Raw genomic sequence first — 12,740 nt, forward strand, 5'->3', positions numbered from 1 at the left:
TGGTCAACCGTCTTTCAGTCGTCGAATTCCATGCCCATGCGCAGGCACCAGTCTTTGAGCGGTGCGAGTTCCGGATGCGAAAGCGCTGCACTGAGATAGCGGAACGTCCTCGGCATATGTTTCATATAACCGGGTTTTCCGTCCCGTTCCAACAGCCTCACCCAGATACCGGCGAGCTTGCAGTTGCGTTGCGCCGACATGATGGCGAAAGCCTTGAGGAAAGCAGCCTCATCGAAAGAGGGCGCGTTTCTCCTGCTGTCGAGATAGTGCGAAAGCAGGCGCGCCTGCAATTCGGGTGAGATGGTGACACGGGCGTCCTGCACGATGGAGGCAAGATCGTAAGCGCTCGGACCGATCATCGCGTCCTGATAATCGATCAGGCCGACCTGCCGGATGCCACTATTCTGCGGCTGCCATATAAGGTTGGGCGAATGGAAATCGCGTAGCACAATTCCCGTCTCGCAGTCGGCGAGCTGGTCGATCAGTGTGTCCCATAGAGCGTAATAATCGCTCTTTTCGCTATCGGTGAGCGATTTACCGCGTTTATGCGGCAGATACCACTCCGCCAGCAGCGAAACCTCGATCTTCATCGCCTGCCGGTCGAACGGGGGAACCTCATAGGCGCTGCCGTCACCCACTGGCAGCAGCCGGGGCCGCGGGGCCTGATGAAGGGCGGCGAGACAGGCGACGCTTTGCAGATAGCGGTCCTCTATCGGCGTTCCGTCAGGCGCCAGCACCCCCTCCTGCCCGAGGTCTTCCAGCAGGAGAATGCCTTGATCGGTATCCGCCGCCAGAATCTCCGGCGCGCAAAAGCCGCTATTTCTCAGATAATTGCCGATTGCCACAAAGGAACGCGCATCCTGGGCAAGATGGGCGATTTCCGCATAGGTCTTCCCGTCAGCGACGATCGCTCCTCGCATGGGCCGTCGCCAATCCATAAGGATAAGGTCCGGGCCATCAGTTGAAACGGTCTCATAGGCGCGAGTGGAGGCGTCACCGCTCAGAAAACGCCGTGCCGCATCGCCCTTGCCATTTCTTGCGAGAAATGCGCGGATGGCGAAAACCCGTTCAAGCCGGGCTTTCAGCTTTGCCGGAGCCTCGATGGAGGCGAGCCGCCCTTCGCCGGAATGCGTCAGCCGGAGCGTTACGGTCTGCTCCGACGGCAGAATCTCGGCGGCTATATCCGGCCACTCGATCAGGCAGATGCCATCCTCCAGCATCTCATCGATACCGAGTTCGTCCAGTTCCGAAACATCGGAAAGCCGGTAGAGATCGAGATGGGCGACTGGAATGCGGGCGGCATAGGTCTGGATGATCGTGAAGGTGGGGCTTGGAACCTCGAGGTCCGGCTCGTCCGCCATTGCCCGGATGAAGGCGCGGGCAAGCGTCGATTTGCCGGCGCCAAGATCGCCGATCAGTGCGAGACAATCACCGGGTTTCAAAGCCAGCGCAAGGTCTTCACCGAGCCTGATGGTGTCTTTTTCTCCCGCAAGGGGAATGGTGATCGGCAAGATGTCTTCGCTCATTCTGCGGCGATGGAATGCGGCCGTGTGCCGGAAGGAATGCGGCACGTGACGATGGTGCCGTTGCCGGGCCGGCTGTCGATGCTGACGGTGCCATGATGCAGGCTGACGAAGCTTTCGACGATGGAAAGACCAAGCCCCGCACCGGTTCGCCGCCCGCCATTGCCGCGCGTCGAGAAGCGGTCGAACACGCTCTTCAACATGTCCTCGGGAATGCCCGGACCCTTATCCGCCACCGAGAACACGAAGTCGCCTTCGCTGCGCTGGCAGGAAAGCTGCACGGAGGAACCTTCGGGCGCGAAATTGATCGCATTGGTCAGGAGCTTGATGAGAATCTGCTTCAGCCGCTGGTGATCGGCCACCAGACTGCCGAGATGGGCCGGTGCAACGATCTCGAGCGAAATTCCGCTCTCCTGCAGCCGGTCGGCAATCTGCACCGAAACATCGTCGAGCAATTCGTTCAGATCGTTTTCCGAATAGTTGAGCTGCATGATGCCGGCATCGACGGTCGCGAGATCGAGAATATCGTTGACGATGGTCAGGAGCACCGAGGACGAAGTGGAAATATGATCGAGATATTCCGCCTGCCGTTCCGTCAATTGACCAATGCCGGGTGTCTTGAGGAGATCGGTGAAGCCGATGATATTCGTTAGCGGCGAACGCAGCTCGTAGGAAACATGCTGCACGAAATCGTTCTTAAGCTCGTCGGCCTTCAGAAGCGCGTCGTTCTTTTCTTTCAGTGCCCGTTCGGCCCGAACGCTGTCGGTCATGTTGACGAAGGTCAGCATGGTCTGCGCGTCCGGCAGCGGAATGATGGCGTAGTCGAGCACGAGGCCGGAAAGCAGTTCCAGCGTGCCCTGCCGCGACGGCCGCTCATCGTCGAAGCTGGTAATGAACTGGCTGAAGGCGCGCCAGCCGTCCGGCCGGTCATAGGATTGCGTGCAGGCGGTTTCGATGGCGCGGATATGGGTGCCGGTCTCGGCCTGTTCCGCAGTCACGCCCCAGAGCGCCCGGAATGCCGGGTTGGAGAGGCGAATGCGCCCGTCCGCGCCAAACACGGCCACACCTTCGGCCAGATGGTCGATGGTTTCGCCCTGCACCTTCACCAGCGTGTTGTAACGCATCTGCAGATCGACCTGCTCGGTCAGGTTCTCGAAAACCCAGGTTGCGCCGCCCTGCGGATGGGCAGTCGCGATGACCCGCAGGGTCTGGCCGTTCGGCAGGTGCCAGAGATCAGTCTTGGTATCCAGCGAACGATAGACGGAAAGAGCCGTCTCCTTCCAGTTCTTCCAGTTCAGCTGCTCCGGCAATTTGCCGGCGGTGCGCAGCCTGTCGAGAAGCTCGGAATTGTCAGGGCTGGATTCGAGGAAAACGAGATCGAGACCCCAGAGAGCCGCAAAAGCCTGATTATAGAATTGCAGCCGCTGCCGGCCGTCGAAAATGGCGACAGGCGTTGCCAGATGATCGAGCGTTTCGGCGTGGCTCTTCAGAACCCGTTTAAGTTCTTCGCCGATGGTCTCGGCCTCGGTGGCATCGATGGCGATGCCGGCGGACCCACCCGCCGTCTTGATGTCGACAACGTCAAAGAAGGTGCGGTTTCCGGAAACCACCGTCGAAATACGGTCGTGATAGGGCGATTCCGGTGTCGCGGCCGCGCGTATCTTCTGCCGGGTAACCGTGTTCAGAAGTTCGCGTTTTTCATGAACGGCCTGTTCGGTGTCACGGGCATCCACCGCCTGGGCATAGGCGTGGTTGACCCAGATGAGGTCACCTTCGCCATTGCGCCGCCAGACGGGCTGCTCGATGGAATCAAGAAGTTCCTGAAAGGTCGAGACGGAAGCGATCAGGCGCTCGCGCTCCACCTGCAATTCAGCGAGTTCGGCGCGCAGATTGTTGAGGGCTATGAAACGCGCAAAGGCATTGCCCCCGGAAACCCGGCCCTGAACTTCAATGACTTCGCCGCGCTGCGTCTCGATGGTCAGGTCGAAGCTCTGGGCATGGCTGCGGAGTTTTTCGATGGATTTTTCAAGCTGGCTTGCGGATGCCGGTTTCAGCCAGCGGCCAAAAGCCAGAAAATCCTGATCCGCCAGCGGCACACCCGTCTCGGCCGGCAGCTGTCCCAAAAATTCGGGCCGCTTGTCCGCACCGTCCCAGATGACGATGCGGCGGCTCCTGTCGGAAATCAACGCTTCGTATTTCGCGATCTTGTGGTGGGACTGGGCAAGCGCCTGTCTGTATTCGCTGCTTTCCGCCTCGATATTACCGCGCTGGCGCACCAGCCAGACGACGGAAAACAGCGTTGCCGAAAGCATGCCGACGAAAAGCGAATAGGTGATGGTTTCTCCGGAGGAGAACAACCGCGCGCCGGTCTTTGCCACAAGCCCGTCCTGAGCCATCACAACGGTTGTCGAGCCGGCCAGAACCGTGCCCGACATCAGGACAGGAAGCCTCGCAAAGCCTGTCCGAACCGCACTGACGACCTGCCGGCAACGCGCGAGAGCCGCGCTCAATGCCACGCCCGCTTGCGTGTTTTCAACGCGTTGAACTGTCTGCTTGCGCAGATCCGAATTTTGAACCGACATCCCCGGTCTGTCTCCGTCCTATGTGCCGCATCTTCGACAAGACATCCCATTTCGTCCCCGCCGCCCTTTGACGTGTCCGAATCAAGTCTGATGACAATACCGCCTTCATAAATCTGCGAAAAGGGAGCGCGCAAAAAAGATGCCGCGCGCTTTGTCAAGCGCGCGGCATCTAGATATTGTGTAATTTCAGTGGATATTAACTATGAGATTAATATCTGTAGTGTTCCGCCTTGAACGGACCTTCCTTGGAGATGCCGATATAATCTGCCTGCAGATCAGAAAGTTCGGTCAGCCGCACACCGAGCTTCTCAAGGTGAAGACGCGCGACCTTCTCGTCGAGGTGCTTCGGGAGCACGTAAACTTCGTTCTTGTATTCGCCCTGCTTGGTGAAGAGCTCAATCTGGCCCAGCACCTGGTTGGTGAAGGACGCAGACATGACGAAGGACGGGTGACCGGTGGCGTTGCCGAGGTTCAGCAGGCGGCCTTCCGACAGAAGAATGATGCGGTTGCCCTTCGGGAACTCGATCATGTCGACCTGCGGCTTGATGTTCGTCCACTTCAGGTTACGCAGCGATGCGACCTGAATCTCGTTGTCGAAGTGGCCGATATTGCCGACGATCGCCATATCCTTCATCTCGCGCATATGCTCGATGCGGATCACGTCCTTGTTGCCTGTCGTGGTGATGAAGATATCAGCGGAAGAGACGACGTCTTCCAGGCGAACAACCTCGAAACCGTCCATGGCGGCCTGAAGCGCGCAGATCGGGTCGATTTCGGTGACCTTCACGCGGGCGCCGGCGCCCTGCAGCGAGGCGGCAGAACCCTTGCCCACATCGCCGTAACCGCAGACCACGGCAACCTTGCCGGCCATCATCACGTCGGTTGCGCGGCGAATGCCGTCCACCAGCGATTCCTTGCAGCCGTATTTGTTGTCGAACTTCGACTTGGTGACGCTGTCATTGACGTTGATCGCCGGGAAGGGCAGCAGGCCCTTCTTGCTGAGATCGTAAAGACGGTGAACGCCCGTGGTGGTCTCTTCCGTTACACCCTTCAGTGCGTCGCGCTGCTTGGTGAACCAGCCGGGCGAAGCCTTGAGGCGCTTGTTGATCTGCGCGAAGAGAATTTCCTCTTCTTCCGAACCGGGGTTGGAAAGAACGTCCTCACCGGCTTCGGCGCGTGCGCCGAGCAGGATGTACATGGTGGCGTCGCCGCCATCGTCGAGGATCATGTTGGAGAGGCCGCCATCGGCCCACTGGAAGATCCTGTCGGTGTATTCCCAATATTCCGTCAGGGTTTCACCCTTGACGGCGAATACCGGGATGCCGGCTGCCGCAATGGCCGCCGCCGCATGATCCTGCGTCGAGAAAATGTTGCAGGACGCCCAGCGGATGTCCGCACCGAGTTCCTTCAGCGTCTCGATGAGAACGCCGGTCTGGATCGTCATGTGAAGCGAACCGGTGATACGTGCGCCCTTCAGCGGCTTGCTTTCGCCGAATTCCTTGCGGCAGGACATCAGGCCCGGCATTTCGGTTTCGGCGATGTCCAGTTCCTTGCGGCCGAATGCGGCAAGGTTGATATCGGCGACGATGTAGTCCTTCTCAAGGCTCATGAAGTTCTCCAGATCAGAAACGCCGCGCCTTGCGGCCCGGCTCTTAAACGTAGCAGCGGTTTAGCAGGCCACGAACGATCTGGCAATGATGATATAAAGAAGTCTTTATGTCTTTATATGGTGCCGGCTCAGGCTTCTTCACCGAAGCGGTCGGCAACAAGCGCCTCCAGTGCTTCAAGCGCTTCTTTCGCCTGATTACCGCTCGCCTCGACATAAACGCTGCAACCGGGGCTGGCCGCCAGCATCATCAGGCCCATGATGGAGGTGCCGCCAACGGTCATGCCATCCTTGGAAACCGTGATCGTCGCGTCAAAACCTTCGACCATCTGCACGAATTTAGCAGAAGCCCGGGCGTGAAGACCGCGTTTGTTGATGATCGGTAGTTCCCGGGAGAATGGCGACATGGGCTGACTTCTCACTTGCCGCTCAAAACGCGGCTGGCGACGTTGATATATTTGCGGCCGGCATCGGATGCGTCCTGAAGGGCCTTGTCCATATTATCTTCGCTGCGAACACCGGCAAGCTTGATCAGCATGGGAAGATTGACCCCTGCGATGACTTCGACATTGCCGTTATTCATGACGGAAATCGCGAGATTGGAAGGCGTGCCGCCGAACATGTCCGTCAGGATGATCACGCCATTGCCGTCATTGGCGCGTGCAACGGCGTCGATGATATCCTGCCGGCGCTGATCCATGTCGTCTTCGGGACCGATACAGACCGTCTCGATCAATTTCTGGGGACCGACGACATGCTCCAACGCATGGCGAAACTCCTCAGCCAGCTTGCCATGGGTGACAAGCACTAGTCCGATCATGAAATGCTCCCTTGCACACGCACTCTCATTGCCGACTATCGCAACGCGGCAATCCTGTCCATCGGTGGGATTTCATCTTGATGAGGAAAATGCGAATCGCAAGCCTAAAATCGCCCGAATCATCGTCACTTCACATTCGTTTCAAAAAGATTCTGAGCAAGTGCAGCAAATTTTCCATAGGGCGTAAGACTGGAAAGCGGAATGCGCAGAAGCCTGATATGCCCGCCGCAGGGCAGGGAAAACACCTCGTCGTCTTCGGGAAGTCTTGAATTTGTCCCTGAAAGAACTGTCGTGACGGCAAAATGTAGTGGAGCGCGCGCAACGCTTTTGACGGAAACAATGCCGCTGCCGCGCAATTCCAGCAGGCCGGCGATTGCTTCCGGCCGCTCGGCAATGATGTTGTCGCCATCGCGATACACGAAAATCTGATCGTCCGCGATCAGCGCCGCCGGCAATCCGCAGCGTTCCGCCTCCGTCAGGAAGCTGAAGGCGAGCTCGCTCTTGCCGCTGCCCGACGGTCCGACGAAAAGGATGCCGGTGTCTTGAACGGTGATGGCGGTGGCGTGCAGGTTGAAGCGTTCAGCGTTCATGGGTTTCGGCCGCCGGCAGCGACAGGGTGAAGCGCGCGCCGGAAATCACGCCATATTTGTCGACCACGTTTTCCGCCCGCAGACTGCCGCCATGGGCTTCGGCGATCTGACGGCTGATGGAAAGGCCAAGGCCGGAATTCTGTCCGAACCCTTCGCTCGCCGGCCGGTCGGTGTAGAAGCGCTCGAAAATCCGGTCGATGTCTTCGGCCTGAATGCCGGGCCCGTTATCCTCCACCTGCACGATGCAACGATCCTTGTGACGGGAGAGGCGAACGGTGATGCGACCGCTTTCTTCGGCAACGAAGGAGCGCGCATTCTCGATGAGGTTGGTTACGATCTGGCCGATACGCAGATCGTGGCCATTTACCACGAAGGAGGTCTTTGCGCCCGCTTTCCGGTCGACAACATAGTCGATCGTCACGCTTTTCTTCTTGGTGCTTATCTGGCGGGATATGTCCACCAGACCCTTCATCAGCACATCGAGATCGAGCGGCGAGGCGTCGGCGCGCGCCAGTTCGGCATCGAGCCGCGAGGCATCCGAAATGTCGCTGATCAGGCGGTCGAGGCGGCGCACATCGTGGAAGATGATTTCGGTCAGGCGCTGTTTCGACTCTTCGGTCCTGGCGCGCGGCAGGGTTTCCACGGCGCTGCGCAGCGAGGTCAGTGGGTTCTTGAGTTCATGGCTGACATCGGCGGCGAAGCTTTCGATGGCGTCGATGCGGTCGTAAAGCGCCGTCGTCATTTCACGCAGCGCAATCGAAAGATTGCCGATCTCATCCTGACGCGCCGAGAAATCCGGTATTTCCTCGCGGGTTCTCGCCCCGCGGCGCACGCGAATTGCGGCAGCGGAAAGCCGCCGCAGCGGCGTGGCGATGGTCGAGGACAGGAGCAGCGACAGCACGATATTGACCAGCGTGGCGATGCCGAAGACACGCATGATGGCAAGACGCTCCGCATGCACGATCTTGTCGATATCGCCCGCCTGCGTGGAGAGCAGCAGAACGCCGAGCACCGCCCGGAAGCGTTGCACCGGCACGGCGACTGAAACGATCAGCTCGCCCTTTTCGGTAACGCGCACCACCGCGCCGCGCACACCCGTCAGCGCATTCATCACTTCCGGATAGATCGAGCCGTCGCCGCCAGGCGCTTCCTTATATTGCGGCAGGCTGCTCGGTTGCAGCATGCGGTTGAACATGCTGGTGAACCAGTCGCCCCAGGTCTGCGTCTCCGGCGTTACCGGCGGCAGATCGAAGCGCAGCACCTGACCGCGCGAATAAAGATGACGGGAATCGAGCAGCAGATTGGCGTCGGCATCGAACAACCGCGCGCGTGTGCGCGTCGGTGAAATCAGTCGCCGCAGCACCGGTGCCACCCGCTCCGGATTGATCGGGAAACTTAAATCCTCGTCATTGGGGGCAGGGGTGATGCTTTGCCCCGCCTGCAATTCGAGCAGCTTTTCCGGATTGATGGTGATCGAATTGGTATCGACCGAGGCGGAAGCGGAGACAGCGCCGGCGATGATCTCACCCTGCGTCAGCAGGCTTTCCACGCGCGCATCGATCAGCCCTTCGCGGAACTGGTTGAGATAGAGAATGCCGCCGACCAGAACCACCGTCGCCGCGACGTTGAAAAAAAGGATGCGGCGCGTGAGGCTGGAAAACACCGCATTGCCGAAAATGCGCCGGATGATCGTCAGCGGATGGATACGATGGCGGCGTTCGCTGCCGCGTTCTTCGGCATCGTCGCTGTCCGAGACGGTTTCCGGCGTTTTCTTCAACACGTATTCAAGTCCTCACCACCCCCCATATCGGGTGGTCCCTTCTGCGCGAGTCGGCTTCTTCAAGCCGCTTCGCGGAAGCGATATCCTACGCCATAAAGCGTTTCAATCATATCGAAGTCGCCATCGACCAGTTTGAACTTCTTGCGAAGACGCTTGATGTGGCTGTCGATGGTGCGGTCGTCCACATAGACCTGTTCGTCATAGGCGGCATCCATCAGCGCGTCGCGGCTTTTCACCACGCCCGGCCGCTGCGCCAGCGAATGCAGGATGAGGAATTCGGTGACCGTCAGCGTCACCGGCTCACCCTTCCAGGTGCAGGTGTGGCGTTCCTGGTCCATGGCGAGCTGCCCGCGTTCCAGCGTGCGCGCCTGCTGATCGGCGGTCGGCTTCAGCACGCTGCCGGTTGCGGCGGACGCCTCACGGCTGCTGGCGCGGCGAAGGATGGCCTTGACGCGTTCCACCAGAAGGCGCTGCGAGAAGGGTTTCGTGATGAAGTCGTCCGCACCCATCTTCAGGCCGAACAATTCATCGATCTCTTCATCCTTGGAGGTGAGGAAGATCACCGGCAGATCCGACTTCTGGCGAAGACGCCGCAAAAGCTCCATGCCGTCCATGCGTGGCATCTTAATATCGAAAATGGCGAGCTGCGGCGGACGGGCGATCAACCCGTCAAGCGCGGAAGCGCCGTCCGTATACGTTTCGACCCGGTAGCCTTCGGCTTCGAGCGCGATCGATACCGAAGTCAGAATATTCCGGTCGTCGTCGACAAGCGCGATCGTCTGCATGTAGTTGGTCTCCATCGTCATTTTCTCGTAACTCCCGACATTCACCCAGCCAAGGTTGTGCGCCGCGAGCCACTCTCTTGAGTATAAAGGTGGAACAAATTGTGGCAAAGGAAAACTCGCTCCGAAATCGCGGGTCAGGCGGGAGCGGATTTTGCGAAAAGGCCGCAGCTGGATTTTAATGCGTCTTCAACCGATTTAAAAAGAAATAAAATCTTTTAAATCGATTAATATATTGAAATCACTAAGTTTTTTAAAGTTCGGCTCTTGCGTTTCCAAAAGCTGCCACGTATTTTCCGAGGAAATTTCAACGTCCTTATCGTCATTAACAAGGAACGCGTCATGAACGAGCTTGGGGTTCATAATCCTGCCAATGGAGTTGCGGAACTCGGACTGGGCGAGGCCTCCCGCGTCTTTTATAACCTCAACGAGAGCGAATTATACGAAGAGGCGATCCGCAATGGCGAAGCCGAACTGACCATCGATGGCGCGCTGCGCGCCGTCACCGGCCAGCACACGGGCCGTTCTCCGAAGGACAAATTCGTCGTCCGCGACGCGTCCACCGAGAACACCATCTGGTGGGACAACAACAAGCCGCTTTCGCCGGAAAATTTCGAGCTGCTGCGCAAGGACATGCTGGCCCATGCCGCCGGCAAGACCCTCTACGTTCAGGATCTGATCGGCGGCGCCGATGAGGAAAATGCGCTGCCGACACGCGTCGTCACCGAACTTGCCTGGCATTCGCTGTTCATCCGCAATCTCCTGATCCGTCCGAAGCGGGAAAAACTGGCGGGTTTCAAGCAGAAGCTCACCATCATCAACCTGCCGAGCTTCAAGGCCGATCCTGCCCGTCACGGGGTCCGTTCGGAAACCGTCATCGCCTGCGATCTGACCAACGGCCTCGTCCTCATCGGCGGCACGTCCTATGCCGGCGAAAACAAGAAGTCGGTCTTCACGGTGCTGAACTACCTGCTGCCGGCCAAGGGCGTCATGCCCATGCATTGCTCCGCCAATGTCGGTCCGCAGGGTGATTCCGCCGTGTTCTTCGGCCTCTCCGGCACCGGCAAGACTACATTGTCTGCCGATCCTTCGCGCACGCTGATCGGCGATGACGAACATGGCTGGGGCGAGCACGGCATCTTCAACTTCGAAGGCGGCTGCTATGCCAAGGCGATCAAGCTTTCGGCCGAAGCCGAGCCGGAAATCTACGCCGCGACCCGCCGTTTCGGCACGGTTCTCGAGAACGTTGTGCTGGACGAAAACCGCGTTCCTGATTTCAACGACAATTCGCTGACGGAAAACACCCGCAGCGCCTATCCGCTGCACTTCATTCCGAATGCATCGGAAACGGGCATTGCCGGCCATCCGAAGACGATCATCATGCTGACGGCGGATGCCTTCGGCGTGCTGCCGCCGATTGCCCGGCTGACGCCGGAACAGGCCATGTACCACTTCCTCTCCGGTTACACCGCAAAGGTCGCCGGTACGGAAAAGGGCGTGACCGAACCGGAAGCAACCTTCTCCACCTGCTTCGGCGCACCCTTCATGCCGCGCCACCCGGCGGAATACGGCAACCTGCTGCGCGAACTGATCGGCAAGCATGGTGTGGATTGCTGGCTGGTCAATACCGGTTGGACCGGCGGCGCTTACGGCATCGGCAAGCGCATGCCCATCAAGGCGACCCGCGCGCTTCTGACCGCCGCATTGACCGGCGACCTGAAGAATGCACAATTCCGCACCGACGCGAATTTCGGTTTCGCCGTGCCGCTGTCGCTTGACGGCGTCGACAGCGCAATCCTCGATCCGCGTTCCACCTGGGCCGACGGCGCAGCCTATGACGCGCAGGCAAAGAAGCTGGTGTCGATGTTCGTCACCAACTTCACCAAGTTCGAAGACCACGTCGACAGCAAGGTTCGCGACGCAGCGCCGGGCCTCTTGCTCGCGGCTGAATGAATGAAGCCTCATTTATGAGGAGGAGGGGACCCGGCCTTGTGCCGGGTTCTTTCGTTTGGCCTGCTGTTTCCATTCCTGCCGATCTATGGCATCACCGGCGCGGAGAAAGATCATGGCCAGCGACCCGCTTTACATCAGCAACCGTATCACCATCGCCGGCTGGGAGCTGACGGAGCAATTTGTGCTGGCCGGCGGGCCGGGCGGCCAGAACGTCAACAAGGTCTCGACGGCGGTTCAGCTGTTTTTCGACATTGCCAATTCGCCCTCCCTTCCCGATCGGGTAAAGACCAATGCACTGCGCCTTGGTGGCAGGCGCGTGTCGAAAGACGGCGTGCTGATGATCGAGGCAAGCCGGTTTCGCAGCCAGGAGCGCAATCGTGAAGACGCGCGCGAACGGCTGAAGGAACTGATCCTCGAAGCTGCCGCCCCGCCGCCGCCGGTGCGCAAGGCCACCAAGCCCACCAAGGGATCGGTCGAGCGCCGCCTCAAGGCGAAGTCCGGTCGCTCCGATATCAAGAAAATGCGCGGCAAGCCCTCGGGCGAATAAGCGACGGTGAGGCGGCGAATGTTTCGCCCTTGTCATAGAGCTTCAAATATCGTCTGGTAAGCCTCCCTACAACCAAGGAGGGTGCTATGGGTCTGTTCAATTTCATCAAGGAAGCGGGGAAGAAGCTCGGTATCGGCGGCGATGATGCCCCGGATGTCGAAGCGGTCAAGAAGGAACTCGCTTCCCACGATCTCGGCACGGACAAGGTTCAGGTCGAGGTGGTGGACGACAAGGTCGTTCTGAAGGGCGAAGTGGCCGACCAATCGGTTTTCGAAAAGGCGGTCATCGCGGTCGGCAATACGCTCGGCATTTCCAAGGTCGAGGCCGGTGAGCTGAAAGTGACTGACGCGCCCGCGAAAGAACCCGTCTTCTACACGGTCAAGAAGGGCGACAATCTCTGGAAGATTGCGGAAGCCCAGTACGGCAAGGCCAATGGCGCGAAGAACAACATCATCTTCGAAGCCAACAAGCCGATGCTGACGCATCCCGACAAGATTTATCCCGGGCAGGTTCTGCGTATTCCTGACCTTGCGTAACAACGGGTTTTGACCGCCGGA

At 59.1% G+C, this 12,740-nt stretch carries 11 protein-coding genes; 3 read left to right on the forward strand and 8 right to left on the reverse strand.

Annotated features, from left to right (window positions below; all coding sequences use genetic code 11):
- Positions 1-14: 14 nt before the first annotated feature.
- The 8 genes from tsaE to chvI form a co-directional block, all read right to left on the reverse strand.
- Complete coding sequence (gene tsaE / locus ACIK7D_RS22750) at positions 15-1,526, reverse strand: tRNA (adenosine(37)-N6)-threonylcarbamoyltransferase complex ATPase subunit type 1 TsaE (protein ID WP_400157415.1); 1,512 nt, start codon at positions 1,524-1,526, stop codon at positions 15-17.
- Entirely contained in the window at positions 1,523-4,105 is a 2,583-nt protein-coding gene (locus ACIK7D_RS22755; RefSeq protein WP_400157416.1) for an ATP-binding protein, read from the reverse strand. The genes tsaE and ACIK7D_RS22755 overlap by 4 nt, the downstream gene beginning before the upstream one ends.
- A gap of 208 nt (positions 4,106-4,313) precedes the next feature.
- Positions 4,314-5,714, reverse strand: coding sequence for an adenosylhomocysteinase (gene ahcY / locus ACIK7D_RS22760; protein WP_035264116.1), 1,401 nt, complete (start codon positions 5,712-5,714; stop codon positions 4,314-4,316).
- 128 nt (positions 5,715-5,842) lie between these two features.
- On the reverse strand, positions 5,843-6,118 hold the full coding sequence (locus ACIK7D_RS22765; RefSeq protein ID WP_003521181.1) for an HPr family phosphocarrier protein: 276 nt from the start codon (positions 6,116-6,118) through the stop codon (positions 5,843-5,845).
- Positions 6,119-6,129: 11 nt separating this feature from the next.
- The gene (locus ACIK7D_RS22770) at positions 6,130-6,531 is read right to left on the reverse strand and encodes a PTS sugar transporter subunit IIA (protein WP_003505374.1); all 402 of its coding nucleotides are present in this window, start codon (positions 6,529-6,531) and stop codon (positions 6,130-6,132) included.
- A 125-nt stretch (positions 6,532-6,656) separates the two neighbouring features.
- Entirely contained in the window at positions 6,657-7,121 is a 465-nt protein-coding gene (locus tag ACIK7D_RS22775; RefSeq protein ID WP_400157417.1) for an HPr kinase/phosphorylase, read from the reverse strand.
- On the reverse strand, positions 7,111-8,901 hold the full coding sequence (gene chvG, locus ACIK7D_RS22780; protein WP_127756431.1) for a two-component system sensor histidine kinase ChvG: 1,791 nt from the start codon (positions 8,899-8,901) through the stop codon (positions 7,111-7,113). Before chvG ends, ACIK7D_RS22775 begins: the two co-directional genes overlap by 11 nt.
- Positions 8,902-8,960: 59 nt before the next feature.
- Positions 8,961-9,686, reverse strand: coding sequence for a two-component system response regulator ChvI (gene chvI / locus ACIK7D_RS22785; RefSeq protein WP_003505377.1), 726 nt, complete (start codon positions 9,684-9,686; stop codon positions 8,961-8,963).
- A 339-nt stretch (positions 9,687-10,025) separates the two neighbouring features.
- Between chvI and ACIK7D_RS22790 the strand changes: the two genes are divergently transcribed.
- The 3 genes from ACIK7D_RS22790 (at position 10,026) to lysM (ending at position 12,719) form a co-directional block, all read left to right on the forward strand.
- Positions 10,026-11,636, forward strand: a complete 1,611-nt coding sequence (locus ACIK7D_RS22790; RefSeq protein WP_137004156.1) for a phosphoenolpyruvate carboxykinase — start codon at positions 10,026-10,028, stop codon at positions 11,634-11,636.
- A gap of 112 nt (positions 11,637-11,748) precedes the next feature.
- Complete coding sequence (arfB, locus tag ACIK7D_RS22795) at positions 11,749-12,183, forward strand: alternative ribosome rescue aminoacyl-tRNA hydrolase ArfB (protein ID WP_020808712.1); 435 nt, start codon at positions 11,749-11,751, stop codon at positions 12,181-12,183.
- Between the two features lie 86 nt (positions 12,184-12,269).
- On the forward strand, positions 12,270-12,719 hold the full coding sequence (lysM, locus tag ACIK7D_RS22800; RefSeq protein ID WP_080815405.1) for a peptidoglycan-binding protein LysM: 450 nt from the start codon (positions 12,270-12,272) through the stop codon (positions 12,717-12,719).
- Positions 12,720-12,740: the final 21 nt, after the last annotated feature.

Source organism: Agrobacterium sp. P15N1-A (genome assembly GCF_044626815.1).
Classification (GTDB): domain Bacteria; phylum Pseudomonadota; class Alphaproteobacteria; order Rhizobiales; family Rhizobiaceae; genus Agrobacterium; species Agrobacterium leguminum.